This window comes from Cupriavidus sp. HPC(L) (assembly GCF_000307735.3).
In the GTDB taxonomy this organism is placed as follows: Bacteria; Pseudomonadota; Gammaproteobacteria; order Burkholderiales; family Burkholderiaceae; genus Cupriavidus.
On sequence record NZ_AMPR02000427.1, the window covers coordinates 1 to 22,663 of the forward strand.

The 22,663-nt window shown below is 64.3% G+C and carries 36 protein-coding genes; 33 read left to right on the forward strand and 3 right to left on the reverse strand.

Features of this window, described 5'->3' with window-relative positions:
• Window positions 1-82: 82 nt before the first annotated feature.
• The 31 genes from rpsJ (at window position 83) to dsbD (ending at window position 17,636) form a co-directional block, all read left to right on the forward strand.
• The gene (gene rpsJ, locus B551_RS19730; RefSeq protein ID WP_006576248.1) at window positions 83-391 is read left to right on the forward strand and encodes a 30S ribosomal protein S10; all 309 of its coding nucleotides are present in this window, start codon (window positions 83-85) and stop codon (window positions 389-391) included.
• A 339-nt stretch (window positions 392-730) separates the two neighbouring features.
• On the forward strand, window positions 731-1,381 hold the full coding sequence (gene rplC, locus B551_RS19735; RefSeq protein ID WP_006576247.1) for a 50S ribosomal protein L3: 651 nt from the start codon (window positions 731-733) through the stop codon (window positions 1,379-1,381).
• An 11-nt stretch (window positions 1,382-1,392) separates the two neighbouring features.
• The gene (gene rplD / locus B551_RS19740; RefSeq protein WP_006576246.1) at window positions 1,393-2,013 is read left to right on the forward strand and encodes a 50S ribosomal protein L4; all 621 of its coding nucleotides are present in this window, start codon (window positions 1,393-1,395) and stop codon (window positions 2,011-2,013) included.
• Window positions 2,010-2,324, forward strand: a complete 315-nt coding sequence (gene rplW, locus B551_RS19745; RefSeq protein ID WP_006576245.1) for a 50S ribosomal protein L23 — start codon at window positions 2,010-2,012, stop codon at window positions 2,322-2,324. Before rplD ends, rplW begins: the two co-directional genes overlap by 4 nt.
• Window positions 2,325-2,326: 2 nt before the next feature.
• A complete protein-coding gene (gene rplB / locus B551_RS19750) occupies window positions 2,327-3,157 on the forward strand; it encodes a 50S ribosomal protein L2 (protein ID WP_023264852.1) in 831 nt (276 codons plus the stop codon).
• Between the two features lie 22 nt (window positions 3,158-3,179).
• On the forward strand, window positions 3,180-3,455 hold the full coding sequence (gene rpsS, locus B551_RS19755; protein ID WP_006576244.1) for a 30S ribosomal protein S19: 276 nt from the start codon (window positions 3,180-3,182) through the stop codon (window positions 3,453-3,455).
• Between the two features lie 9 nt (window positions 3,456-3,464).
• The gene (gene rplV / locus B551_RS19760; protein ID WP_006576243.1) at window positions 3,465-3,794 is read left to right on the forward strand and encodes a 50S ribosomal protein L22; all 330 of its coding nucleotides are present in this window, start codon (window positions 3,465-3,467) and stop codon (window positions 3,792-3,794) included.
• A 9-nt stretch (window positions 3,795-3,803) separates the two neighbouring features.
• A complete protein-coding gene (rpsC, locus tag B551_RS19765; protein WP_023264853.1) occupies window positions 3,804-4,601 on the forward strand; it encodes a 30S ribosomal protein S3 in 798 nt (265 codons plus the stop codon).
• A gap of 2 nt (window positions 4,602-4,603) precedes the next feature.
• Window positions 4,604-5,020, forward strand: coding sequence for a 50S ribosomal protein L16 (rplP, locus tag B551_RS19770; protein WP_006576240.1), 417 nt, complete (start codon window positions 4,604-4,606; stop codon window positions 5,018-5,020).
• A gap of 11 nt (window positions 5,021-5,031) precedes the next feature.
• A complete protein-coding gene (gene rpmC, locus B551_RS19775) occupies window positions 5,032-5,226 on the forward strand; it encodes a 50S ribosomal protein L29 (RefSeq protein ID WP_006576239.1) in 195 nt (64 codons plus the stop codon).
• The gene (rpsQ, locus tag B551_RS19780) at window positions 5,223-5,501 is read left to right on the forward strand and encodes a 30S ribosomal protein S17 (RefSeq protein ID WP_006576238.1); all 279 of its coding nucleotides are present in this window, start codon (window positions 5,223-5,225) and stop codon (window positions 5,499-5,501) included. Before rpmC ends, rpsQ begins: the two co-directional genes overlap by 4 nt.
• 290 nt (window positions 5,502-5,791) lie before the next feature.
• Window positions 5,792-6,160, forward strand: coding sequence for a 50S ribosomal protein L14 (rplN, locus tag B551_RS19785; RefSeq protein ID WP_006576237.1), 369 nt, complete (start codon window positions 5,792-5,794; stop codon window positions 6,158-6,160).
• Between the two features lie 9 nt (window positions 6,161-6,169).
• Window positions 6,170-6,478: a 50S ribosomal protein L24 gene (gene rplX, locus B551_RS19790; protein WP_006576236.1), complete on the forward strand. Its 309-nt coding sequence runs from the start codon at window positions 6,170-6,172 to the stop codon at window positions 6,476-6,478.
• 25 nt (window positions 6,479-6,503) lie between these two features.
• Complete coding sequence (gene rplE / locus B551_RS19795) at window positions 6,504-7,046, forward strand: 50S ribosomal protein L5 (protein WP_006576235.1); 543 nt, start codon at window positions 6,504-6,506, stop codon at window positions 7,044-7,046.
• Window positions 7,047-7,055: 9 nt separating this feature from the next.
• Window positions 7,056-7,361, forward strand: a complete 306-nt coding sequence (rpsN, locus tag B551_RS19800; protein WP_006576234.1) for a 30S ribosomal protein S14 — start codon at window positions 7,056-7,058, stop codon at window positions 7,359-7,361.
• A gap of 27 nt (window positions 7,362-7,388) precedes the next feature.
• Entirely contained in the window at window positions 7,389-7,784 is a 396-nt protein-coding gene (rpsH, locus tag B551_RS19805; protein WP_006576233.1) for a 30S ribosomal protein S8, read from the forward strand.
• Between the two features lie 9 nt (window positions 7,785-7,793).
• On the forward strand, window positions 7,794-8,327 hold the full coding sequence (gene rplF, locus B551_RS19810; protein ID WP_006576232.1) for a 50S ribosomal protein L6: 534 nt from the start codon (window positions 7,794-7,796) through the stop codon (window positions 8,325-8,327).
• Window positions 8,328-8,338: 11 nt separating this feature from the next.
• Window positions 8,339-8,695: a 50S ribosomal protein L18 gene (gene rplR, locus B551_RS19815; RefSeq protein WP_006576231.1), complete on the forward strand. Its 357-nt coding sequence runs from the start codon at window positions 8,339-8,341 to the stop codon at window positions 8,693-8,695.
• A gap of 20 nt (window positions 8,696-8,715) precedes the next feature.
• Window positions 8,716-9,234: a 30S ribosomal protein S5 gene (gene rpsE, locus B551_RS19820; protein ID WP_006576230.1), complete on the forward strand. Its 519-nt coding sequence runs from the start codon at window positions 8,716-8,718 to the stop codon at window positions 9,232-9,234.
• 14 nt (window positions 9,235-9,248) lie between these two features.
• The gene (gene rpmD / locus B551_RS19825; protein WP_006576229.1) at window positions 9,249-9,431 is read left to right on the forward strand and encodes a 50S ribosomal protein L30; all 183 of its coding nucleotides are present in this window, start codon (window positions 9,249-9,251) and stop codon (window positions 9,429-9,431) included.
• Between the two features lie 31 nt (window positions 9,432-9,462).
• The gene (gene rplO, locus B551_RS19830; RefSeq protein ID WP_006576228.1) at window positions 9,463-9,897 is read left to right on the forward strand and encodes a 50S ribosomal protein L15; all 435 of its coding nucleotides are present in this window, start codon (window positions 9,463-9,465) and stop codon (window positions 9,895-9,897) included.
• Window positions 9,898-9,943: 46 nt separating this feature from the next.
• Window positions 9,944-11,287: a preprotein translocase subunit SecY gene (gene secY / locus B551_RS19835; RefSeq protein ID WP_023264856.1), complete on the forward strand. Its 1,344-nt coding sequence runs from the start codon at window positions 9,944-9,946 to the stop codon at window positions 11,285-11,287.
• 22 nt (window positions 11,288-11,309) lie between these two features.
• On the forward strand, window positions 11,310-11,528 hold the full coding sequence (infA, locus tag B551_RS19840) for a translation initiation factor IF-1 (protein ID WP_006577442.1): 219 nt from the start codon (window positions 11,310-11,312) through the stop codon (window positions 11,526-11,528).
• Between the two features lie 32 nt (window positions 11,529-11,560).
• On the forward strand, window positions 11,561-11,677 hold the full coding sequence (gene rpmJ, locus B551_RS25750) for a 50S ribosomal protein L36 (protein ID WP_006160433.1): 117 nt from the start codon (window positions 11,561-11,563) through the stop codon (window positions 11,675-11,677).
• Between the two features lie 19 nt (window positions 11,678-11,696).
• On the forward strand, window positions 11,697-12,062 hold the full coding sequence (gene rpsM / locus B551_RS19845) for a 30S ribosomal protein S13 (protein ID WP_006577443.1): 366 nt from the start codon (window positions 11,697-11,699) through the stop codon (window positions 12,060-12,062).
• A 25-nt stretch (window positions 12,063-12,087) separates the two neighbouring features.
• Window positions 12,088-12,489, forward strand: a complete 402-nt coding sequence (gene rpsK / locus B551_RS19850) for a 30S ribosomal protein S11 (RefSeq protein ID WP_023264857.1) — start codon at window positions 12,088-12,090, stop codon at window positions 12,487-12,489.
• A gap of 281 nt (window positions 12,490-12,770) precedes the next feature.
• Entirely contained in the window at window positions 12,771-13,394 is a 624-nt protein-coding gene (rpsD, locus tag B551_RS19855; protein ID WP_006577444.1) for a 30S ribosomal protein S4, read from the forward strand.
• A 178-nt stretch (window positions 13,395-13,572) separates the two neighbouring features.
• Window positions 13,573-14,553: a DNA-directed RNA polymerase subunit alpha gene (rpoA, locus tag B551_RS19860; RefSeq protein WP_006577445.1), complete on the forward strand. Its 981-nt coding sequence runs from the start codon at window positions 13,573-13,575 to the stop codon at window positions 14,551-14,553.
• 160 nt (window positions 14,554-14,713) lie between these two features.
• Window positions 14,714-15,109, forward strand: coding sequence for a 50S ribosomal protein L17 (gene rplQ, locus B551_RS19865; RefSeq protein WP_006577446.1), 396 nt, complete (start codon window positions 14,714-14,716; stop codon window positions 15,107-15,109).
• 170 nt (window positions 15,110-15,279) lie between these two features.
• On the forward strand, window positions 15,280-15,648 hold the full coding sequence (cutA, locus tag B551_RS19870; protein WP_006577447.1) for a divalent-cation tolerance protein CutA: 369 nt from the start codon (window positions 15,280-15,282) through the stop codon (window positions 15,646-15,648).
• Between the two features lie 56 nt (window positions 15,649-15,704).
• Window positions 15,705-17,636, forward strand: a complete 1,932-nt coding sequence (dsbD, locus tag B551_RS19875; RefSeq protein ID WP_023264858.1) for a protein-disulfide reductase DsbD — start codon at window positions 15,705-15,707, stop codon at window positions 17,634-17,636.
• A gap of 31 nt (window positions 17,637-17,667) precedes the next feature.
• Here dsbD and B551_RS19880 read toward each other — a convergent pair whose 3' ends face one another.
• From B551_RS19880 to yihA, 3 genes are all read right to left on the reverse strand, one after another.
• Window positions 17,668-18,930, reverse strand: a complete 1,263-nt coding sequence (locus tag B551_RS19880) for a magnesium transporter CorA family protein (protein WP_006577448.1) — start codon at window positions 18,928-18,930, stop codon at window positions 17,668-17,670.
• A 10-nt stretch (window positions 18,931-18,940) separates the two neighbouring features.
• Window positions 18,941-19,933, reverse strand: a complete 993-nt coding sequence (gene hemB / locus B551_RS19885) for a porphobilinogen synthase (RefSeq protein ID WP_006577449.1) — start codon at window positions 19,931-19,933, stop codon at window positions 18,941-18,943.
• Window positions 19,934-20,242: 309 nt separating this feature from the next.
• Window positions 20,243-20,974: a ribosome biogenesis GTP-binding protein YihA/YsxC gene (gene yihA / locus B551_RS19890; RefSeq protein WP_006577450.1), complete on the reverse strand. Its 732-nt coding sequence runs from the start codon at window positions 20,972-20,974 to the stop codon at window positions 20,243-20,245.
• Between the two features lie 291 nt (window positions 20,975-21,265).
• On the opposite strand from yihA, the gene B551_RS19895 reads away from it, so the two are divergent.
• Both B551_RS19895 and B551_RS19900 read left to right on the forward strand, forming a co-directional pair.
• A complete protein-coding gene (locus B551_RS19895; protein ID WP_006577451.1) occupies window positions 21,266-21,925 on the forward strand; it encodes a cytochrome c in 660 nt (219 codons plus the stop codon).
• A gap of 147 nt (window positions 21,926-22,072) precedes the next feature.
• A partial coding sequence (locus B551_RS19900) for a cytochrome c biogenesis protein ResB (protein ID WP_043441679.1) occupies window positions 22,073-22,663 on the forward strand: 591 nt, incomplete at its 3' end.

Below are 22,663 nucleotides of genomic sequence, written 5' to 3' on the forward strand. Positions count from 1 at the left end.
CAGGCTGTCGGGACGGGCGGCTACCGTCCGTCCCTGCTACCACCGGGCCGATGACGGCCCATCGCTCTTTTAAGGAAAAATCATGCAGAACCAGAAGATCCGTATCCGCCTGAAGGCTTTCGACTATCGCCTGATCGACCAGTCGGCCGCCGAAATCGTGGATACCGCCAAGCGCACCGGCGCGATCGTCAAGGGCCCGGTTCCCCTGCCGACCCGCATCGAGCGCTTCGACATCCTGCGTTCGCCGCACGTGAACAAGACCAGCCGCGATCAATTCGAGATCCGCACCCATCAGCGTCTGCTGGACATCGTCGATCCGTCGGAAAAGACCGTCGACGCGCTGATGAAGCTGGATCTGCCGGCTGGCGTGGACGTCGAGATCAAGGTGTAATCGATCCGACGAGACCGGCCGCGCCCGCGGCCGCTCTGCAGTGGAACGGCGAACGCGAGTTCGCCGTTTTCCTTTTTCGGTGCCGAAACGCCGAAATAGCGACGTATCAACCACGTTGCAACAGCAAATCCCCCGTTTGCTGAACGCCTTGCCAGATTGCAGTTGCCCTTTCCAGAAGGGTGCGATATAGTGTAAGGCTACCCATCTATCTATGGGTATTGGGCTGGCCGTTTTGGCCGTGCGCCGTCTCTTTTGCGCAAGCCCCCGACACCAGAAACACTCAACACGTTTCGTGTATCAATCAGCCCCGGCCAATCGCAGCCGGGAATGGAGCAAACCATGAGCCTTGGCCTTGTAGGTCGCAAGGTTGGCATGACCCGTATTTTCACGGACGACGGTGAAGCGATTCCCGTGACCGTGATCGAGGTCGGCGACAACCGCGTGACGCAAATCAAGACGGACGAGACCGACGGTTATACCGCGGTGCAAGTCACCTTCGGCGCCCGGCGCGCAAGCCGCGTCACCAAGCCGCTGGCGGGTCATCTCGCCAAAGCCGGCGTGGAAGCGGGCGAAGTCATCAAAGAATTCCGCGTGGACGCAGCCAAGGCTGCCGAGCTGCAAGCCGGCGGCACGCTGTCGGTCGACCTGTTCGCGGTCGGTCAGAAGATCGACGTGCAGGGCGTGACGATCGGTAAGGGCTACGCCGGTACCATCAAGCGCTACCACTTCGCGTCGGGCCGTGCCACCCACGGTAACTCGCGTTCGCACAACGTGCCGGGTTCGATCGGTATGGCGCAGGATCCGGGCCGTGTGTTCCCGGGCAAGCGCATGACCGGCCACCTCGGTGACGTCACGCGTACCGTCCAAAACCTGGTCATCGCCAAGATCGACGCAGAGCGCAAGCTGCTGCTGGTCAAGGGCGCGATCCCGGGTTCGAAGGGCGGCAAAGTCATCGTTACCCCGGCCGTCAAGGCCAAAGCTGCGGCTTAAGGAGCGGACACATGGAACTTAAGCTCCTCCAGGACAACGGTCAGATCGGTGCGGGCGTCGCTGCCTCGCCCGAAGTCTTCGGCCGCGATTACAACGAAGCTCTGGTTCACCAGATCGTCGTCGCTTACCAGGCCAACGCGCGTAGCGGCAACCGGAAGCAGAAGGACCGCGAAGAGGTCAAGCACACCACGAAGAAGCCGTGGCGTCAGAAGGGTACGGGCCGTGCTCGTGCCGGTATGTCCTCGTCGCCGCTGTGGCGCGGGGGCGGCCGTATCTTCCCGAACTCGCCGGAAGAGAACTTCAGCCAGAAGGTCAACAAGAAGATGTTCCGTACCGGCATGCGCTCGATCTATTCGCAGCTGGCCCGGGAAGGTCGTATCAACGTGGTGGAGGGTTTCTCCGTCGACGCGCCCAAGACCAAGCTGCTGGCCGACAAGTTCAAGGCCATGGGTCTGGACTCGGTGCTGATCATCACCGACAACCTCGACGAAAACCTCTACCTGGCATCGCGCAACCTGCCGCACGTGGCGGTTGTCGAGCCGCGCCACGCCGATCCGCTGTCGCTCGTGCACTACAAGAAGGTGCTGGTGACCAAGGCGGCCGTCGCGCAGATCGAGGAGTTGCTCAAATGACGCAAGTAGCCAAGAACGATCATCGTTTGATGCAGGTGCTGCTCGCGCCGGTGGTTTCCGAAAAGGCAACCCTGGTCGCCGACAAGAACGAACAAGTGGTGTTCGAAGTCGCTCGCGACGCCAACAAGGCGGAAGTGAAGGCGGCGGTCGAACTGCTGTTCAAGGTCGAGGTGCAGTCCGTTCAGATCCTGAACCAGAAGGGCAAGCAAAAGCGTTTCGGTCGCTTCATGGGTCGTCGCAACCATGTGAAGAAGGCCTACGTGTCGCTGAAGCCGGGTCAGGAAATCAATTTTGAAGCGGAGGCCAAGTAATCATGGCACTCGTCAAGACCAAGCCGACTTCCCCCGGTCGTCGCTCGATGGTGAAGGTTGTCAACCGCAACCTGCACAAGGGCGATCCGTACGCGCCGCTGCTGGAAAAGCAATTCCAGAAGTCGGGCCGTAACAACAATGGCCACATCACCACCCGTCACAAGGGCGGTGGCCACAAGCATCACTACCGTGTGATCGACTTCAAGCGCAACGACAAGGACGGCATCCCCGCCAAGGTCGAGCGCCTGGAATACGATCCGAACCGCAGCGCCAACATCGCGCTGGTGCTGTTCGCCGACGGCGAGCGCCGCTACATCATCGCCACCAAGGGCATGGTTGCCGGCCAGCAGCTGATGAACGGCTCGGAAGCCCCGATCAAGGCCGGCAACAACCTGCCGATCCGCAACATCCCGGTCGGTACCACGATCAACAACGTGGAAATGCTGCCGGGCAAGGGCGCCCAGATCGCGCGTGCCGCCGGCGGTTCCGCCGTGCTGCTGGCTCGCGAAGGCGTCTACGCCCAGGTGCGCCTGCGCTCCGGTGAAGTGCGCCGCGTGCATATCGAATGCCGCGCCACCATCGGTGAAGTGGGCAACGAAGAGCACAGCCTGCGCGTGATCGGCAAGGCCGGCGCGACCCGCTGGCGCGGTATTCGCCCGACCGTCCGCGGCGTGGTGATGAACCCGATCGACCACCCGCACGGTGGTGGTGAAGGCCGTACCGCTGCTGGTCGCGATCCCGTGTCGCCGTGGGGCACCCCGACCAAGGGTTACCGCACCCGCAGCAACAAGCGCACTGCCAGCATGATCGTGCAGCGCCGCCACAAGCGTTAATCGGTAGGTAGGAGCTAAACACATGACTCGTTCTGCAAAAAAGGGTCCTTTCTGTGACGCCCACCTGCTGAAGAAGGTGGAAACGGCTGTCAGCGGCAAGGACAAGAAACCCATCAAGACGTGGTCGCGCCGCTCGACCATTCTGCCGGAGTTCATCGGCCTGACGATCGCCGTCCACAACGGCCGTCAACACGTGCCGGTGTACGTCACGGAAAACATGGTTGGCCACAAGCTCGGTGAATTTGCGCTGACGCGCACGTTCAAGGGCCACGCGGCTGACAAGAAAGCGAAGAGGTAAGGTGCCATCATGGAAGTGAAAGCGATTCATCGCGGTGCCCGCATCTCCGCCCAGAAGACGCGCCTGGTCGCCGACCAGATCCGTGGTCTGCCGATCGAGCGCGCGCTCAACATCCTGACGTTCAGCCCGAAAAAGGCTGCCGGGATCGTGAAGAAGGTGGTCGAATCGGCCATCGCCAACGCCGAGCACAATGAAGGCGCCGACATCGACGAGCTGAAGGTCAAATCGATCTACGTCGACAAGGCAACCTCGCTCAAGCGCTTCACCGCACGGGCAAAGGGCCGCGGCAACCGCATCGAGAAACAAACCTGTCACATCACTGTGACGCTCGGCAACTAAGGAGTCACGATGGGACAGAAGATTCATCCGACTGGCTTCCGTCTGGCCGTCAGCCGTAACTGGGCTTCGCGTTGGTACGCCAACAACACGAAGTTCGCCGGCATGCTGAAGGAAGACATCGAAGTTCGCGACTTTCTGAAGAAGAAGCTCAAGAACGCTTCGGTGGGCCGCGTCGTCATCGAGCGCCCTGCCCGCAATGCCCGTCTCACCATCTACAGCTCGCGTCCGGGCGTGGTGATCGGCAAGAAGGGTGAGGACATCGAACTGCTGAAGGCCGAGCTGCAGCGTCGCATGGGCGTGCCCGTGCACGTGAACATCGAGGAAATCCGCAAGCCGGAAACCGATGCGCAGCTGATCGCCGACTCGATCACCCAGCAGCTCGAGCGCCGCATCATGTTCCGCCGCGCGATGAAGCGCGCGATGCAGAACGCGATGCGCCTGGGCGCCCAGGGTATCAAGATCATGAGCTCGGGCCGTCTGAACGGTATCGAAATCGCACGTACCGAGTGGTATCGCGAGGGCCGCGTGCCCCTGCACACCCTGCGTGCCGACATCGACTACGGCTTCTCCGAAGCAGAAACCACCTACGGCATCATCGGTGTCAAGGTGTGGGTCTACAAGGGTGATCACCTCGGCCGCAACGACGCGCCGGTGGTGGAAGAGCCGCAAGACGAACGTCGTCGTCGCCCGGGTCGTCCGGACGGTCGCCGTCGTGACGGTGAAGGCCGTCCGGGTGGCAACCGCCGTGGTGGCGCTGGTGCCGGTCGCCGCGCTGCGCCTGGCGCAGACGCGAAGAGTGGAGAATAACGATGCTGCAACCGAAGCGCAGAAAATATCGCAAGGAGCAGAAAGGCCGCAACACGGGTAAGGCTACCCGTGGCAACGCCGTGTCTTTCGGCGAATTCGGCCTGAAGGCAATGGGCCGCGGCCGTCTGACGGCTCGTCAGATCGAGTCGGCACGTCGTGCGATGACCCGCCACATCAAGCGTGGCGGCCGCATCTGGATCCGGATCTTCCCGGACAAGCCGATCTCGAAGAAGCCTGCCGAAGTCCGTATGGGTAACGGCAAGGGCAATCCGGAGTACTACGTGGCTGAGATCCAGCCGGGCAAGATGCTGTACGAAATGGATGGCGTGAGCGAAGAGCTGGCGCGTGAGGCGTTCCGCCTCGCGGCGGCCAAGCTGCCGATCGCGACCAATTTCGTGGTGCGCCAGGTCGGGACGTAAGGAGAGCAGGGATGAAAGCATCCGAACTTCGCGGCAAGGACGCCGCAGGCCTGAACCAGGAGCTCTCCGAGCTCCTGAAGGCCCAATTTAGCCTGCGCATGCAAAAGGCCACCCAACAGCTGCAGAACACCAGCCAGCTGAAGAAGGTGCGCAAGGACATCGCGCGGGTGCATACCGTGCTGAACGAAAAGGCGAACTCGAAATGACTGAAACTGCAAAAACGGAATCGTCGCTTCGCCGTACGCTGGTCGGCCGTGTGGTAAGCGACAAGATGGACAAGACCGTGACGGTCCTGGTCGAAAACCGTGTCAAGCACCCGCTGTATGGCAAGTACGTGCTGCGCTCGAAGAAGTACAAGGCGCATGACGAAGCCAACCAGTACAAGGAAGGCGACAAGGTCGAGATCCAGGAAGGCCGTCCGATCTCGCGGACCAAGTCCTGGGTCGTTTCCCGGCTGGTCGAAGCAGCGCGCGTCATCTAAGAACCAACAGGTTCTCGGTTGACTTGCAGGTCCAGGGTTATGTGCTATAATCCTGGACTTCCGCTTTATTGCGGCCGTCTCTTGTAACACCACCGGGGCGGTCCGTTAAAGCGAACCCCAGGCCTAGCGGCTCCTGACAGTCACACCGTTCAGACCGCCTGGCACACCGACTTCAAGTTGATCAACCCAAACGGTGACTGGCGCAATGCCGGTGGCCGACGGGACCAAGACTGACCGGCGGGCGTACCTTTTTCGTGGGCCCGGTGGATTAAGTTGGGAAGACAAACACCATGATTCAGACAGAAAGCCGGCTCGAAGTGGCCGATAACACGGGTGCGCGCGAAGTGCTGTGCATCAAAGTGCTGGGTGGGTCCAAGCGCCGCTATGCGAGCGTAGGCGACATCATCAAGGTGACCGTCAAGGACGCAGCGCCGCGCGGTCGCGTGAAGAAGGGCGACATCTACAACGCCGTCGTGGTCCGCACCGCCAAGGGCGTGCGCCGCGCGGACGGTTCGCTCGTCAAGTTCGACGGCAATGCCGCTGTCCTGCTGAACAACAAGCTCGAGCCGATCGGCACCCGTATCTTCGGGCCGGTGACTCGTGAACTCCGTACCGAGCGTTTCATGAAGATCGTGTCGCTCGCACCGGAAGTGCTGTAAGGAGCCGCCATGAACAAGATTCGCAAAGGCGACGAGGTCATCGTCCTGACCGGCAAGGACAAGGGCAAGCGCGGCAAGGTCCAGGCCGTGCTGGGCGACAAGGTCGCCGTCGAGGGCGTGAACGTCGCGAAGAAGCACGCACGTCCGAACCCGATGCTGGGCACGACCGGCGGCGTGATCGACAAGGTCATGCCCCTGCATATTTCCAACGTTGCGCTCGTGGATGCCAATGGCAAGCCGTCGCGCGTCGGCATCAAGCTGGTGGAAGGCAAGCGCGTGCGCGTGCTCAAGACCACCGGCGCCGTCGTCGCCGCTTGATTCTGGGCACGGATAGGAGTTGAGCATGGCAGCACGTCTGCAAGAGCAGTACAAAGAACAGGTCGTTCCGGCCCTGATGAAGAAGTTCGGCTACAAATCGGTCATGGAGGTGCCCCGCATCACCAAGATCACGCTGAACATGGGTCTGGGCGAAGCCATCAATGACAAGAAGGTCATCGAGCTGGCAGTGGGCGACCTGACCAAGATCGCTGGTCAGAAGCCGGTCGTGACGAAGGCCCGCAAGGCCATCGCCGGCTTCAAGATTCGCCAGGGCTATCCCATCGGTGCGATGGTGACCCTGCGTGGCGAACGGATGTGGGAATTCCTGGACCGTTTCGTCACCGTGGCCCTGCCGCGCGTGCGCGATTTCCGTGGTGTGTCCGGCAAGTCGTTCGACGGCCGTGGCAACTACAACATCGGTGTGAAAGAGCAGATCATCTTCCCCGAAATCGAGTACGACAAGATCGACGCGCTGCGCGGTCTGAACATCAGCATCACGACGACGGCGAAGAATGACGAGGAAGCCAAGGAGCTCCTCGCGGCATTCAAGTTCCCGTTCCGCAATTAAGGGGTAACCGTGGCTAAATTGGCTCTGATTGAACGTGAGAAGAAGCGCGCGAAGCTCGCGGCGAAGTACGCCGAGAAGCGCGCTGCCCTCAAGGCCATCATCGACGACCAAGCGAAGTCGGAAGAAGAGCGTTACGAAGCGCGCCTGGAGCTGCAACAGCTGCCGCGCAACGCCAATCCGACCCGCCAGCGCAATCGCTGCGCGATCACCGGTCGTCCCCGCGGTACCTTCCGCAAGTTTGGCCTGGCGCGTAACAAGATCCGTGAAATCGCCTTCAAGGGCGAAATTCCGGGTCTGACGAAAGCCAGCTGGTAATTACGCACAGGCTACAGGAGAAACAGTATGAGCATGAGCGATCCTATCGCCGATATGCTGACGCGCATCCGCAACGCCCAGGGCGTGCAGAAGGCGTCGGTTGTCATGCCGTCGTCGAAGCTGAAAGTGGCGATCGCCAAGGTCCTGAAGGACGAAGGCTATATCGACGACTACGCTGTCGCCGAGGAAGGCGGCAAGGCACAACTGACCATCGGTCTGAAGTACTACGCCGGCCGTCCGGTGATCGAGCGCATCGAACGCGTGTCGAAGCCCGGTCTGCGCGTGTACAAGGGCCGCAGCGAAATCCCGCAAGTGATGAACGGCCTGGGCGTCGCGATCATCTCGACCCCCAAGGGTCTGATGACCGATCGCGCGGCACGTGCCACCGGCGTGGGCGGCGAAGTCATCTGCTACGTCGCGTAAGGAGTAACCATGTCCCGTGTAGGTAAGGCTCCCATCGCGCTGCCGAAAGGCGCGGAAGTGAATGTGGCGGCCGGCGTGCTCACCGTCAAGGGCCCGCTCGGTACGCTGTCCCAGCCGATTCACAAGCTGGTCAAGGCCAACGTCGAGAACGAGACGCTGACCTTCTCCCCGGCTGACGAATCGAGCGAAGCAAACGCTCTGCAGGGCACCATGCGTGCTCTGGCGGCCAATATGGTCAAGGGCGTGACCACCGGTTTCGAGCGCAAGCTGACGCTGGTTGGCGTGGGTTACCGCGCCCAGCTGCAAGGCGCTGCGCTGAAGCTCCAGCTTGGTTTCTCGCACGACGTGATCCATGAGATGCCGGAAGGCGTGAAGGCGGAAACGCCGACGCAGACCGAGATCATCATCAAGGGTGCGGACAAGCAGAAAGTCGGTCAGGTTGCCGCGGAAGTCCGCGCGTACCGTCCGCCCGAGCCCTACAAGGGCAAGGGTGTTCGCTACGCTGACGAGCGCGTCATCCTGAAGGAAACCAAGAAGAAGTAAGGGGTGCAGTGATGAACAAGAAAGACGCTCGTTTGCGCCGTGCACGTCAGACCCGCGCCAAGATTGCCGAGCTGAAGGTCAATCGTCTGACTGTGTTCCGTACGAATACGCATATTTACGCTCAGGTCTACTCGCCGTGCGGCACCCAGGTGGTGGCGTCGGCTTCGACCCTCGAAGCAGAAGTGCGCAAGGAACTGACCGGCAGCGGTGCCACTACCGCTGCTGCCACCGTGATCGGCAAGCGCATCGCCGAGAAGGCGAAGGCCGCCGGCGTGGAAACCGTGGCGTTCGATCGCGCCGGCTTCCGCTTCCACGGTCGCGTGAAGGCCCTGGCTGACGCTGCCCGCGAAGCTGGCCTCAAGTTCTAAGCGCTTAAGAGAGATACGTCATGGCAAAGATGCAAGCAAAAGTCCAGCAGGACGAACGCGACGACGGCCTCCGCGAGAAGATGATCTCGGTCAACCGCGTCACCAAGGTGGTGAAGGGCGGCCGGATTCTCGGTTTCGCTGCGCTGACCGTGGTCGGTGACGGCGATGGCCGCATCGGCATGGGCAAGGGCAAGGCGAAGGAAGTGCCGGTGGCCGTGCAGAAGGCAATGGACGAAGCCCGTCGCAAGATGGTCAAGGTCCCGCTGAAGAACGGCACGCTGCAGCACGAAGTCGTTGGCAAGCACGGCGCCGCCAAGGTGCTGATGATGCCGGCCAAGGAAGGTACCGGCGTGATCGCCGGCGGCCCGATGCGCGCGATCTTCGAAGTGATGGGCGTGACCAACGTCGTCACCAAGTCGCACGGCTCGACCAACCCGTACAACATGGTTCGCGCCACGCTGGACGGTCTGCAGAAGATGAGCACGCCGGGCGAAATCGCCGCCAAGCGTGGCAAGTCTGTCGAAGACATCCTCGGCTAAGGCAGGTGAACGAAATGTCGCAGAAAACCGTAAAAGTGCAACTCGTGCGCAGCCTGATTGGCACGCGCGAGGATCATCGCGCCACCGTCCGTGGTCTTGGCCTGCGCCGCCTCAACTCGGTGTCGGAACTGCAGGATACGCCGGCCGTGCGCGGCATGATCAACAAGGTCTCGTACCTGGTGAAGGTCATCGGCTAAGCCTGGGCCAAGTCCGGAATTGGAGAGCAATATGCAACTGAACAACCTGAAACCGGCCGCCGGTTCGAAGCACGCCAAGCGTCGCGTCGGCCGCGGTATCGGCTCCGGCCTGGGCAAGACCGCCGGTCGCGGTCACAAGGGTCAGAAGTCGCGTTCGGGCGGCTTCCACAAGGTGGGCTTCGAAGGCGGACAGATGCCGCTGTACCGTCGTCTGCCGAAGCGCGGCTTCACGTCGCTGACCAAGGCGTTCACCGCCGAAGTCACGCTGCGTGATCTGGAGCGCCTGGAAGCGGCCGAGGTCGACCTGCTGGTCCTGAAGCAGGCTGGCCTGGTCAGCGACCTGGTCAAGAGCGCCAAGGTCATCAAGGCCGGCGAGCTGACCCGCAAGGTGACGATCAAGGGTCTGGGCGCCACCGCTGGCGCCAAGGCAGCGATCGAAGCCGCGGGCGGTCAGATCGCGGAGTAAGTAAGCAGATTTCGCAGCATAGGCGAGTCACAAGTCGGAGCATCGTTTGGCCACGGCGAAACCCAATGCAAGCGCACAGGCCAGGAACACGGCGAAGTACGGCGACCTCAAGCGCCGGCTGATGTTCCTGGTGCTGGCCCTGATCGTCTACCGCATCGGTGCGCATATTCCGGTGCCGGGAATCGATCCGGAGCAACTGGCGCAGCTGTTCCAGAGTCAGTCGGGTGGCATCCTCGGGATGTTCAACCTGTTCTCGGGAGGCGCGCTGTCGCGCTTCACCGTGTTCGCGCTCGGCATCATGCCGTACATCTCGGCGTCGATCATCATGCAACTGCTGACGATCGTGCTGCCGCAGCTGGAATCGCTGAAGAAGGAAGGGCAGGCCGGACAGCGGAAGATCACCCAGTACACCCGTTACGGGACCGTGCTGCTGGCGACCTTCCAGGCGTTCTCGATCGCGGTCGCGCTCGAGTCGCAACCCGGCCTGGTGATCGACCCCGGCATGATGTTCCGCGCTACCGCGGTGATCACGCTGGTGACCGGCACGATGTTCCTGATGTGGCTGGGTGAGCAGATCACCGAGCGCGGACTGGGCAACGGCATCTCGATCATCATCTTCGGCGGTATCGCGGCGGGCTTGCCCAATGCGATCGGCGGGCTGTTCGAACTGGTTCGCACTGGCTCGATGAGCATCATCGCGGCGATCTTCATCGTGGCGATCGTGATCGCGGTGACGTTCGCGGTGGTGTTCGTCGAACGCGGCCAGCGCAAGATCCTGGTGAACTATGCCAAGCGTCAGGTCGGCAACAAGGTGTACGGCGGCCAGTCGTCGCACCTGCCGCTGAAGCTGAACATGGCAGGGGTGATTCCGCCGATCTTCGCATCGTCGATCATCCTGTTCCCGGCGACGATCGCGGGCTGGTTCACGTCGGACTCGACCGGCACCGTGGGCAGGTTCATCAAGGACCTGGCCGCGACGCTGTCGCCCGGCCAACCGGTGTACATCCTGCTCTATGCTGCGGCAATCGTGTTCTTCTGCTTCTTCTATACGGCGTTGGTCTACAACAGCCGGGAAGTGGCGGACAACCTGAAGAAAAGCGGTGCCTTCATTCCGGGCATCCGTCCTGGCGAGCAGACGACGCGCTATATCGACAAGATTCTGGTGCGACTGACGCTGGCTGGTGCGATCTACATCACACTGGTCTGCCTGTTGCCGGAATTCCTGGTGCTGCGCTGGAACGTGCCGTTCTATTTTGGCGGAACTTCGCTGCTGATCATCGTGGTCGTCACGATGGACTTCATGGCCCAGGTTCAGTCCTATGTCATGTCGCAGCAGTACGAGTCGTTGCTGAAGAAGGCCAATTTCAAAGGTAACCTGACTTTGCGCTGAGCCGGGTCAGGACAGGCTAGGTATGGCTAAAGACGACGTCATCCAGATGCAGGGTGAGGTAATCGAAAACCTGCCCAATGCGACCTTCAGGGTGAAGCTGGAAAATGGCCATGTCGTACTGGGCCATATCTCCGGCAAGATGCGGATGCACTACATCCGCATCCTGCCGGGGGACAAAGTTACGGTCGAATTGACGCCATACGATCTGTCACGCGCACGCATCGTCTTCCGGACGAAGTGAGCCGAAACAGGAATTGAAGGAAGAGGAAAATCATGAAAGTGCTGGCTTCTGTTAAGCGCATTTGCCGCAACTGCAAAGTTATCAAGCGCAACGGTGTCGTGCGCGTGATCTGCTCGTCGGATCCCCGCCACAAGCAACGCCAAGGCTAATCGTAAAGAGGATTGACGAATGGCACGTATCGCAGGGGTTAACATCCCGAATCACAAGCATACCGAGATCGGCCTGACGGCGATTTACGGTATCGGCCGCTCGCGCGCTCGCAAGATTTGCGAGGCCACTGGCGTTCCTTTTGACAAGAAGGTCAAGGATCTGACCGACGCCGACCTGGAAAAGCTTCGTGACGAAGTGGGCAAGGTCACGGTCGAGGGTGACCTGCGTCGTGAAACCACGATGAACATCAAGCGTCTGATGGACCTTGGTTGCTATCGTGGCCTGCGTCACCGCCGCGGCCTGCCGCTGCGTGGCCAGCGCACCCGCACCAACGCCCGTACCCGCAAGGGTCCGCGTAAGGCCGGCGTGGCTCTGAAGAAGTAACGCCCAAGGCAGAGGAAGATAACTAATGGCAAAAGGTCCGAATAACGCCGCCCAGCGCGCGCGTAAGAAGGTCAAGAAGAACGTCGCCGACGGCATCGCGCACGTCCACGCCTCGTTCAACAACACGATCATCACGATCACCGACCGTCAGGGCAATGCCCTGTCGTGGGCAACCTCGGGTGGCCAGGGCTTCAAGGGTTCGCGCAAGTCGACCCCGTTCGCAGCCCAGGTTGCTGCCGAGAACGCCGGCCGCGTGGCGCAAGACCAGGGCATCAAGAACCTGGAAGTGCGCATCAAGGGCCCGGGCCCGGGTCGTGAGTCGGCCGTGCGCGCGCTGAACGCGCTGGGCATCAAGATCGCCGTGATCGAAGACGTCACGCCGGTGCCGCACAACGGCTGCCGTCCGCCGAAGCGCCGTCGTATCTAAGCGCCAGGCATCGCCGGACCCGCGCCGGATTTTCCGGGCGCGGGTTCTGTCGTTCTTGTTGTGATAGAATGCCGCGTTTTGTCGGCGAGGCATCCGCGCCTGCGGTTGCCGCGGACAGATCGTCGAATTCAGTGCGAATTCATCGTGTGGCGCGCAGCCGGTCCGGCCGCGCGCGTTGGATAAGCCCACCGTTCGCCGTCGCCGCCCTCCGGGCGGATGCAGCAGGCGGACTCGCGGCGCGTCGATCCTGGCGCCGCGATCGAATCAGTAAGGAAGATAAAGTGGCACGTTATACCGGCCCGAAGGCCAAACTTTCCCGCCGTGAAGGCACCGACCTGTTCCTGAAGAGCGCGCGCCGCTCGCTCGCCGACAAGTGCAAGCTGGACAGCAAGCCGGGCCAGCACGGCCGTACCTCGGGCGCCCGTACCTCCGACTACGGTACCCAGCTGCGTGAAAAGCAGAAGGTCAAGCGTATCTACGGCGTGCTCGAGCGCCAGTTCCGCCGCTACTTTGCCGAGGCCGACCGCCGCAAGGGCAATACCGGCGAGAACCTGCTCCAGCTGCTGGAAACGCGCCTGGACAACGTCGTGTACCGGATGGGCTTCGGCTCGACCCGCGCCGAAGCGCGCCAGCTGGTGTCGCACAAGGCGATCCTGGTCAACGGCCAGACCCTGAACGTGCCGTCGGCGCAGATCAAGGTCGGTGACGTCGTGTCGATCCGCGAACAGGCGAAGAAGCAGGCTCGTATCGCCGAGTCGCTGTCGCTGGCCGAGCAGTCGGGCTTCCCGAGCTGGGTTGCCGTCGATGCCAAGAAGTTCGAAGGCACGTTCAAGCAAGTGCCGGATCGCGCCGATATCTCGGGCGACATCAACGAGAGCCTGATCGTCGAATTGTATTCGCGTTAATCGCCCGGACCCGTTCGCCTACAACGGCCGCGGCTTGCGATTTCTCGTCGAGCTCCATCTTCAGCCCGGCGCGCTTCGGCGCGCCGGGCTTATTGCCCATCGTACGATGGGTTTTTTCGGGTTCCAAAACTCAGCCTTATCGGTGTAACGAGCCGAGGGTATTGAAAAGGACAACCTAATGCAAACAGCACTCCTCAAGCCAAAAATCATCGCCGTCGAGCCGCTGGGCGATCATCACGCCAAAGTCGTGATGGAGCCGTTCGAGCGCGGCTACGGCCATACGCTCGGTAACGCCCTGCGTCGCGTGCTGCTGTCGTCGATGGTCGGCTATGCCCCGACCGAAGTGACGATCGCTGGGGTGGTCCACGAATATTCCACCATCGACGGCGTGCAGGAAGACGTCGTCAACCTGCTGCTGAACCTGAAGGGCGTCGTCTTCAAGCTGCACAACCGCGACGAAGTCACGGTGTCGCTGCGCAAGGAAGGCGAAGGCGTGGTGACGGCCGCCGATATCGAGCTGCCGCACGATGTCGAGATCATCAACCCCGGCCACGTGATCGCCCATCTGTCGGCCGGCGGCAAGCTGGACATGCAGATCAAGGTCGAACAGGGCCGCGGCTATGTGCCGGGCAACGTTCGCAAGTTCGGCGACGAGTCGAGCAAGGTGATCGGCCGCATCGTGCTGGACGCCTCGTTCTCGCCGGTGCGCCGCGTTTCGTACGCGGTCGAGTCGGCCCGTGTCGAACAGCGTACCGACCTGGACAAGCTGGTGATGAACATCGAAACCGACGGCGTGATCTCGCCCGAGGAAGCGATCCGTCAATCGGCGCGCATCCTGGTCGATCAGCTGTCCGTGTTCGCCGCGCTGGAAGGCACCGAATCGTCGGCGGAAGCCGCTTCGAGCCGCGCGCCGCAGATCGATCCGATCCTGCTGCGTCCGGTCGACGACCTGGAGCTGACGGTGCGCTCGGCCAACTGCCTGAAGGCCGAGAACATCTACTACATCGGCGACCTGATCCAGCGTACCGAGAACGAGCTGCTGAAGACCCCGAACCTGGGTCGCAAGTCGCTCAACGAAATCAAGGAAGTCCTCGCTTCGCGTGGCCTGACGCTCGGCATGAAGCTCGAGAACTGGCCGCCCGCTGGCCTGGAGAAGTAATCTGCGTGGCGGGCGCCAGCCGGCGCCCGCCGCCAGTCCCTGCCGCATGGCCGGATGGCCAGGCGGCGCAACCCGACTACCGGCCCGCGCCGGCGCGCTCCCGAAGGAAGGCGCTGGCGATAGAAGAGCTGGTCAAACACTGATCTAGAAAGGAATCATCATGCGTCACCGTCATGGTTTGCGGAAACTGAACCGCACCTCGTCGCACCGTCTCGCGATGCTGCGCAACATGTCCAACTCGCTGTTCCAGCACGAGCTGATCAAGACCACGCTGCCGAAGGCCAAGGAACTGCGCAAGGTCGTCGAGCCGCTGATCACGCTGGCCAAGAAGGACACCGTCGCCAACCGCCGTCTGGCTTTCGCCCGCCTGCGCGACCGTGACATGGTCACCAAGCTGTTCAACGAACTGGGCCCGCGCTACGCCACCCGTCCGGGCGGCTACACCCGCATCCTGAAGTTCGGCTTCCGTCAGGGCGACAACGCGCCGATGGCGCTGGTCGAGCTGGTCGATCGTCCCGAAGTGACCGAGGCCCCGGCCGAGGAAGCTGCGGAGTAAGACCTTCGCCTCTTCGCTGATCCGACCGCCGGACCGACCGCCGATTCGGCGCGGCGGGCGCCACGGGCGCTCCGGATGGGCGAACCGCTTACAATCGAGCCAGGCAATTGCCTGGCTCTTTTGTTTTTGGGCCGCCGTTTTTGAGTCGGCGTCACGCAGGAGCGATTTCGATGGACGCACCGCAGGTACTGGTCGTGATCACCACGCTGCCGGACGAGGACAGCGCAACCGCGCTGACCCGCGCGCTGCTGGAGGCGCGGGTGGCCGCGTGCGTGAACCGTTTGCCGGCCTGCGAGTCGCAGTACTGGTGGCAGGGCGCGATCGAGACCGCGCGCGAACTGCCGCTGCTGATCAAGACCACGCGGGCTTGCTACGACGCCCTCGAAGCGGTCATCCGCCAGCACCATCCCTACGACGTGCCCGAGATCGTCGCGCTGCCCGTGCAGGCGGGGCTGCCGGCCTATCTGGACTGGGTCGTCCAGCAGACCGCGACGCCGGGCGGTAACGGCAACGCTCGAGCGGGCAACGACGCGGCATAACGAAAAACAGCAGGAAACCGACGATGGGCAGCACCTTGGGGTCGATGGACGGAGTCATGGGGCGGGGCGCACCGCGCAGCGCAGGCTGGCGAGGGTGGCAATGGCTGGCCGCGATCGCACTGGCGCTGCTGACGGCCTGGCTGTGCCTCGGCGCCGGCCTGGCGCGCGCCGCCGACCAGGACGACTTCCTGCCGCCCGAGCAGGCCTTCCGCTTCGCCGCCCGCACCATCGACACGCGCACCGTCGAGGTCCGCTTCGATGTCGCGCCGGGCTACTACATGTACCGCGAACGCTTTGCCTTCGCCGCGCAACCGGCGCAGGTCAGGCTCGGCGCGCCCGATCTGCCGGCCGGCAAGGTCAAGTTCGACGAGACCTTCGGCAAGGAGATGGAGACCTACCGCGACACGGTGACGATCCGCGTGCCGGTCGAGTCCGCGCCCGCCGACGGCAAATGGACGCTGGTCGTGACCTCGCAGGGCTGCGCCGACAAGGGCCTGTGCTATCCGCCGATGGAGAGCGTCTACGAAGTCGGCGGCGCCGGCATCGGCACGCTGCTGGGCGGCCGCTCCAACGCGACGTCAGCCAACGTGACGCCCGCCATCGCCGCCGCCACGCCGCTGTCCGCCGGTTCGGAACATCGCGGCGCGGTGGTCCCAGCGGATGCCGGCAAGGCCGTCGATGACAGCGGCCGCATCGCGGCGACGCTTGCCGGCGGCCATCTGCTGACGATCGTCGCGCTGTTCTTCGGCCTCGGCCTGCTGCTGACCTTCACCCCATGCGTGCTGCCGATGGTGCCGATCCTGTCATCGATCGTGGTCGGCGAGCACGTGCACCGCGGCCGCGCCTTCGTCGTGTCGCTGGCCTATGTGCTCGGCATGGCGGTGGTCTACACCGCGGTCGGCGTCGCCGCCGGGCTGATCGGCGAAGGGCTCGCGGCGACGTTGCAAACGCCCTGGGTACTGGCGCTGTTCGCCGCGCTGATGGTGGCGCTGGCGCTGTCGATGTTCGGCCTGTATGACCTGCAGCTGCCGCAGCGCTGGCAGACGCGGCTGGCCGACTCGGCCAATCGCCGCCCGGGTGGCCAGATCGCGGGCGCGGCCGCGATGGGCGCGATCTCGGCGCTGATCGTCGGTCCCTGCGTGACCGCGCCGCTGGCCGGCGCGCTGGCCTATATCGCGCAGAGTGGCGACGCCTGGACCGGCGGCACCGCGCTGTTCGCGATGGCGATCGGCATGGGCGTGCCGCTGCTGCTGGTCGGCGTCGGTGCCGGCAATCTGCTGCCGCGCGCGGGCCGCTGGATGGAGGCGACCAAGCGTGTGTTCGGCTTCCTGCTGCTCGGTGTCGCGCTGTGGATGATCGGACCGGTGCTGCCGCCGTGGCTGTCGATGCTGGGCTGGGCGACGCTGCTGCTGGTCGGCGCGGTGTTCCTGCGCGCGTTCGATGGCCTGGGTGCGGAGCCGCATCCGGTAGCGCGGCTCGGCAAGGGGCTGGGCGTGCTGTCCGCGCTGGCCGGTGCGATCCTGCTGGTCGGCCTGGCCTCGGGCAGCCGCAATCCGCTGCAGCCGCTGTCGCATCTGGTGGCCGGCGTCCGTGACGGAGCGCCGGCGGCCGAGGCGGTGCGCTTCGAACGGGTCCGCTCGGTGGCCGAACTCGATGCCCGCATCGCACAGGCCAGTGCCGCCGGCAAGCCGGTGCTGCTGGACTTCTATGCGGACTGGTGCGTCAGCTGCAAGGAGATGGAGCGCTTCACCTTCAGCGATCCGCGCGTGCAGGCACGGCTGGCCGACGTGGTGATGCTGCAGGCCGACGTGACCGCCAACAACGCCGACGACAAGGCACTGCTGAAGCGCTTCGGCCTGTTCGGGCCGCCGGGCATCATCCTGTTCGGCGACGACGGGCGCGAGCTGCCGGTGCGTGTGATCGGCTACCAGGCCGCGGGACGGTTCCTGGCGAGCCTGGAACGCGCGTTCGGTCCGGCAGGGGCCTGACGCCAAGCCGGGGCCAGCGTCCGGCCCCGAATCACTCGCGCAACAACCAGCGGCCGACCGCCCACATCGCCGCGATTCCCGCCACCACCGCGCCCATCAGCCCGATCGACCACCAGAAGCCGCTGGGCTCCTGGAGCCAAGGCATGCGCTCGAAGTTCATGCCGAAGACGCCGGTGATCAGCGTCAGCGGCATGAACAGCGCGGTGATCATCGTCAGCATCCGCATCGTGCGGTTGGTCCGGTGCGCCACGGCCGAGAAGTGGATCTGTACCGCGGACTCGATCGAATCCTCGAGCCGTCGGGCATGCGCCAGCACGCGCAGGATGTGTTCCATCACGTCGTTGATGCGCACCAGCAGCACCTCGTCGCGGTCGTTGGCGATGCCGCCGGCCGGGTCGCTGTAGGTGTTGTCGAGCAGGCTGTCGCGGAATTCCTGCAGCGCGTCGCGCTGCTCCTCGCACAGATGTTCCAGCCGGCGCAACTGGATGCGCGCATCGAGCAGGCCCTCCCAGCTGGAAAAGCCGCTGCGCGCGTTCAGCAGCGCGCGCTGCCAGCGATCGAGCTGGCGCGTCAGCGGCGCGCGCAGGTCGAGATAGCGGTCGACCATCGCATTGAGCAGCCGCAGCATCAGGTCCTCGGGACGCGTCGGCGGACGGATGCCGTGTACCAGCGCCGTGCCGCCATTGCCGCGGACTTCCGGCCGCGGCGCGCGGCTCAGCTCGAGCAGCCGCTGGCGGACCTGCTCGATCGTGCGCGACTGGCCCGGCCGCACCGTGGCGAGCACGTGGTCGAACACGAAGAAGCTCACCGGCTGCGTATCGATGCGTGCGAGCGCGGGCAGGAAGCCGGGCGGGTGGCGGCGTGGTTTTGCAGCATTGATGGCTGTACCCGCGGTGGCAGCCGCCCCCGCCGCCCCCGCCACCGCCGCAGTCTCTGCGCCGCTGCCGTTCGCCTTGGCGACAACCGGTGCCGGTCCCTCGCTGCCGGCTTCCGCAATCAGCCGGCTGGTTTCGAAGGTCAGCTTGCGGAAGATCACCATGTCGTAGGCATGCGTCGTGTCGAAGAACGACGGATGCGCGGCATTGGTGGCGTCGGCCAGATGCAGGTCGAGCACCGGCGCGCCGGTCAGCGTCTGCAGCTGGTCGCGCCAGGCCGCCGGCGCCGCGCTGACTTCAGCGAGGGTGCAGTCGACCCAGACGAAGCGAGGCGCGGCCTGTTCGGCGAGGAAGGCGCGCGCGCCCTCGAGCGAGTCGAGCGGATGGACCTGGCTGGCGGAAAAGCCGAGCAGCTGCATGCGCGAGGGATCAGCGCGCCAGCAGGCGGGCGGCGTCGAGCGCGAAATAGGTCAGGATGCCGTCTGCGCCGGCGCGGCGGAACGCCAGCAGCGATTCCATCATGACCTTGTCGTGGTCGAGCCAGCCGTTCTGCGCGGCCGCCTTCAGCATCGCGTACTCGCCGCTGACCTGGTAGACGTAGGTCGGGAAGCGGAATTCGTCCTTGACCCGGCGAACGATGTCCAGATACGGCATGCCGGGCTTGACCATCACCATGTCGGCGCCTTCCATGATGTCCTGCGCGACCTCGCGCAGCGCCTCGTCGGTGTTGGCCGGGTCCATCTGGTAGGTCATCTTGTTGCCCTTGCCCAGATTGGCGGCCGAGCCGACCGCGTCGCGGAAGGGACCATAGAACGCCGATGCGTACTTGGCCGAGTAGGCCATGATGCGGGTGTGGATGTGTCCCGCCTCTTCGAGGCCGTTGCGCACGGCGCCGATGCGGCCGTCCATCATGTCCGACGGCGCGACGATGTCGACGCCGGCGGCGGCCTGGGTCAGCGCCTGCCGCACCAGGATCTCGACGGTCTCCTCGTTCATCACGTAGCCGTCGGCATCGAGCACGCCGTCCTGGCCGTGGCTGGTGTACGGGTCGAGCGCGACATCGGTCAGCACGCCGAGCTCGGGAAAGCGGTCCTTCAGCGCGCGCACGGCGCGCGGAATCAGCCCGTCGTCGCGCGTCGCCTCGATGCCGTCAGGTGTCTTCAGCGACGGATCGATGACCGGGAACAGCGCGATCACCGGAACGCCCAGCTGCACGCATTGCTCGGCGACCGGCAGCAGCAGGTCGACCGACACGCGCTCGACGCCGGGCATCGACGCGACGCTCTGGCGCTGGCCCTGTCCGTCGAGCACGAACACGGGGTAGATCAGGTTGTCCGGCGACAGCCGGTGCTCGCGCATCAGCCGGCGCGAGAAGTCGTCGCGGCGCATGCGGCGGGGGCGGAATTCGGGGAAGGTGGACATGGTGGGATCGTCAGTCAGGGGACGGCGGAGCGCAGCGGCCCACGATACCCGGGCGACCACGGCGTCACGGCGAAGGGACCGGATGTGGCAGGGGCTTGGCCTGCCGGGCGGCGGCGTCCCGCGTCCAATAAAAAACTAAACTTTTGTGCGTGCCCGCTATCATACTCGCGGACCCTTTGCGTTGCGCCGCGTGCGTGGCGCGAGGTCCCCCGCTACTCCTCCCTGAGCGGGTACCCGCCTCGCGGCGGGAATATTCCCCCCCGTTGCTTGCAGCGGGGTTTTTTTTGCGCCCTTGTTTTGCTCGCCTGGTTACGACGGGGTTTCGCCGCTGCCGGGCTCGTCGCCGGACGCTTCTTCGCCGGTCGGCGGCGCGGCATCGGCGGACGGCGCCGCAGCGGCAGGCTGCGCCTCCGGCAGCCCCAGCCAACCGGCGATATGGCGCTGCGCCTCCTCGATGCCGCGCCGCTTCAGGCTCGAAAACAGCTGCGCGGTCAGCAAGGGCGGGTTCTCCAGCTGGGCCGCATAGTCGGCCAGCACGCGGCGCGTCTCGCGCAGCGCCAGAGCGTTCTCGCTGCTGGTCAGCTTGTCGGCCTTGGTCAGCAGCACATGGATCGGCTTGCCGGTCGGCAGAAACCACTCGACCATCTGGCAATCGAGATCGGTGAAGGGCCGGCGCGCATCCATCATGATGACCAGCCCGGCCAGTTGCTGCCGGGCCTGCACGTAGTCGCTCAGCAGCGACTGCCAGTGATACTTGGCCGAGCCCGACACCTGCGCATAGCCGTAGCCCGGCAGGTCGACCAGGAAGGCCAGCGGATCGGGCGCCTTGACCGGCGCGACCGCGAAGAAATTGATGTGCTGGGTGCGGCCGGGAGTCTTCGACGAGAACGCCAGCCGCTTCTGGTTGCACAGCACGTTGATGGCGGTCGACTTGCCCGCGTTGGACCGTCCGGCAAAGGCGACCTCGGGCACAGCGGTGGCCGGCAGGTCGCGCAGATGATTGACGGTGGTGAAGAAGCGGGCCTGGTGTAGGAGAGACATGAGGGAGAGGCAGGGTCGGGGAGGCCCGCGCGGGAGTGCGCCAAGCGTCTATCCGGGAAGCGATTTATTGTACAATACCGCGGTTAACGGCCTCCCGGCCGGGTGGCGTTCGACGTTCTTTTGGCCTTGTTGGCGGCCGGCATGACCTGACAGCATCGGGTGATGAACGGCCGGCAGTGGTCTGCCAACGGGGTCTATCCCGTCTTTTGCCCCAATGCGCGTCCTCACCGCAGGCCGGAGGCTGACCGGCACGCGATAGCGAATTCAAAACAATTCAGACAAGGTGTGCGAATGAATGGCATTGCGAAACTTGTGGCTGTCGTAGCACTGGCCTTGCCGGCAACGGCCTTCACGGGTCTGGCCTCGGCCGCCGAGCAAGCCGCCGCCAAGGCGGACCCGGCCAAGGGCGAGACCCTCTACACGCAGGGCGCACCCGATCGCAATGTCCCCGCCTGTCTGAGCTGCCACGGCGCCAACGGCAACAGCGGCGCCGCGGTCAATCCGAAACTGGCGGCGCAGCACCCCGAATACGCCCACAAGCAGCTGGCCGACTTCAAGGCCAAGGTTCGCAACAACCCGATCATGACGCCGATCGCGGCGCAGCTGACCGATCAGGAAATGCGCGACGTCGGCGCCTATCTGGCGCGCCAGACCCAGAAGCCGGCCTCCGCGAAGAACAAGGACACCATCGAGCTGGGCCAGAAGATCTATCGCGCCGGCATCGCCAACAAGGGCGTGCCCGCCTGCGCGGCCTGCCACGGCCCGGCCGGCGCCGGCATCCCGGCGCAGTATCCGCGCATCGGCGGCCAGTTCTCCGAGTACACCGAGGCCCAGCTGGTGGCCTTCCGCCAGGGCGGCCGCAAGAACAACGCGGTGATGACCGAGGTCGCGGCGCGCATGTCCGACGCCGAGATCAAGGCGGTGGCGGACTACGTCGCCGGCCTGCGCTGAGCCCAGCGGTAGCCCCGGGCCGGCCGGCCCTCGCCGGCGCGGCGCGGGGGCGCAACCAAACGAGCCGGCGATAATCGAAGAGGGTGGCCTGCGCGAGCGAGCCTCCCTCTTTGTCTTTTGCGCCCCGCGCCTCCTGCCTTTCCTGCCATGCCGACCGCTTCCACTTCGGGCCTGCGCCTGAAGACCCCCCACCGCCTGCTGCGCGATACCGTCGAACTGGTCTCGTCGATGCGCTTCGCGATCGCGCTGCTGTCGGTGATCTCGATCGCCAGCGTGATCGGCACCGTGCTCAAGCAGAACGAGCCGTACGCCAACTACGTCAACCAGTTCGGGCCGTTCTGGGCCGAGCTGTTCCATGCGCTGTCGCTGCAGAAGGTCTACAGCTCGTGGTGGTTCCTGCTGATCCTGGCCTTCCTGGTGGTGTCCACGTCGCTGTGCCTGGTGCGCAATGCGCCGAAGATGGTCAGCGACATGCGCTCGTGGAAGGACCATGTGCGCGAGCGCAGCCTGCGCGCCTTCCACCACCGCGTCGAGTTCGACGCCGCGCCGCCGCGGGCTGGCGCCGTGCAGCGCCTCGGCGCGCTGCTGGCCAACCGCGGCTATCGCGTGCGCCAGGTCGAGCATGACGGCGCCACGCTGCTGGCGGCCAAGGCCGGCGCCGCCAACAAGCTGGGCTATATCCTCGCGCACGCGGCGATCGTGGTGATCTGCATCGGCGGGCTGCTCGATGGCGACATG

Coding starts and splice junctions, on each gene's coding strand:
- rpsJ (WP_006576248.1), top strand. CDS start 83: ATGCAGAACCAGAAGATCCGTATCCGCCTGAAGGCTTTCGACTATCGC.
- rplC (WP_006576247.1), top strand. CDS start 731: ATGAGCCTTGGCCTTGTAGGTCGCAAGGTTGGCATGACCCGTATTTTC.
- rplD (WP_006576246.1), top strand. CDS start 1,393: ATGGAACTTAAGCTCCTCCAGGACAACGGTCAGATCGGTGCGGGCGTC.
- rplW (WP_006576245.1), top strand. CDS start 2,010: ATGACGCAAGTAGCCAAGAACGATCATCGTTTGATGCAGGTGCTGCTC.
- rplB (WP_023264852.1), top strand. CDS start 2,327: ATGGCACTCGTCAAGACCAAGCCGACTTCCCCCGGTCGTCGCTCGATG.
- rpsS (WP_006576244.1), top strand. CDS start 3,180: ATGACTCGTTCTGCAAAAAAGGGTCCTTTCTGTGACGCCCACCTGCTG.
- rplV (WP_006576243.1), top strand. CDS start 3,465: ATGGAAGTGAAAGCGATTCATCGCGGTGCCCGCATCTCCGCCCAGAAG.
- rpsC (WP_023264853.1), top strand. CDS start 3,804: ATGGGACAGAAGATTCATCCGACTGGCTTCCGTCTGGCCGTCAGCCGT.
- rplP (WP_006576240.1), top strand. CDS start 4,604: ATGCTGCAACCGAAGCGCAGAAAATATCGCAAGGAGCAGAAAGGCCGC.
- rpmC (WP_006576239.1), top strand. CDS start 5,032: ATGAAAGCATCCGAACTTCGCGGCAAGGACGCCGCAGGCCTGAACCAG.
- rpsQ (WP_006576238.1), top strand. CDS start 5,223: ATGACTGAAACTGCAAAAACGGAATCGTCGCTTCGCCGTACGCTGGTC.
- rplN (WP_006576237.1), top strand. CDS start 5,792: ATGATTCAGACAGAAAGCCGGCTCGAAGTGGCCGATAACACGGGTGCG.
- rplX (WP_006576236.1), top strand. CDS start 6,170: ATGAACAAGATTCGCAAAGGCGACGAGGTCATCGTCCTGACCGGCAAG.
- rplE (WP_006576235.1), top strand. CDS start 6,504: ATGGCAGCACGTCTGCAAGAGCAGTACAAAGAACAGGTCGTTCCGGCC.
- rpsH (WP_006576233.1), top strand. CDS start 7,389: ATGAGCATGAGCGATCCTATCGCCGATATGCTGACGCGCATCCGCAAC.
- rplF (WP_006576232.1), top strand. CDS start 7,794: ATGTCCCGTGTAGGTAAGGCTCCCATCGCGCTGCCGAAAGGCGCGGAA.
- rplR (WP_006576231.1), top strand. CDS start 8,339: ATGAACAAGAAAGACGCTCGTTTGCGCCGTGCACGTCAGACCCGCGCC.
- rpsE (WP_006576230.1), top strand. CDS start 8,716: ATGGCAAAGATGCAAGCAAAAGTCCAGCAGGACGAACGCGACGACGGC.
- rpmD (WP_006576229.1), top strand. CDS start 9,249: ATGTCGCAGAAAACCGTAAAAGTGCAACTCGTGCGCAGCCTGATTGGC.
- rplO (WP_006576228.1), top strand. CDS start 9,463: ATGCAACTGAACAACCTGAAACCGGCCGCCGGTTCGAAGCACGCCAAG.
- infA (WP_006577442.1), top strand. CDS start 11,310: ATGGCTAAAGACGACGTCATCCAGATGCAGGGTGAGGTAATCGAAAAC.
- rpmJ (WP_006160433.1), top strand. CDS start 11,561: ATGAAAGTGCTGGCTTCTGTTAAGCGCATTTGCCGCAACTGCAAAGTT.
- rpsM (WP_006577443.1), top strand. CDS start 11,697: ATGGCACGTATCGCAGGGGTTAACATCCCGAATCACAAGCATACCGAG.
- rpsK (WP_023264857.1), top strand. CDS start 12,088: ATGGCAAAAGGTCCGAATAACGCCGCCCAGCGCGCGCGTAAGAAGGTC.
- rpoA (WP_006577445.1), top strand. CDS start 13,573: ATGCAAACAGCACTCCTCAAGCCAAAAATCATCGCCGTCGAGCCGCTG.
- rplQ (WP_006577446.1), top strand. CDS start 14,714: ATGCGTCACCGTCATGGTTTGCGGAAACTGAACCGCACCTCGTCGCAC.
- cutA (WP_006577447.1), top strand. CDS start 15,280: ATGGACGCACCGCAGGTACTGGTCGTGATCACCACGCTGCCGGACGAG.
- dsbD (WP_023264858.1), top strand. CDS start 15,705: ATGGGGCGGGGCGCACCGCGCAGCGCAGGCTGGCGAGGGTGGCAATGG.
- B551_RS19880 (WP_006577448.1), bottom strand. CDS start 18,930: ATGCAGCTGCTCGGCTTTTCCGCCAGCCAGGTCCATCCGCTCGACTCG.
- hemB (WP_006577449.1), bottom strand. CDS start 19,933: ATGTCCACCTTCCCCGAATTCCGCCCCCGCCGCATGCGCCGCGACGAC.
- yihA (WP_006577450.1), bottom strand. CDS start 20,974: ATGTCTCTCCTACACCAGGCCCGCTTCTTCACCACCGTCAATCATCTG.
- B551_RS19895 (WP_006577451.1), top strand. CDS start 21,266: ATGAATGGCATTGCGAAACTTGTGGCTGTCGTAGCACTGGCCTTGCCG.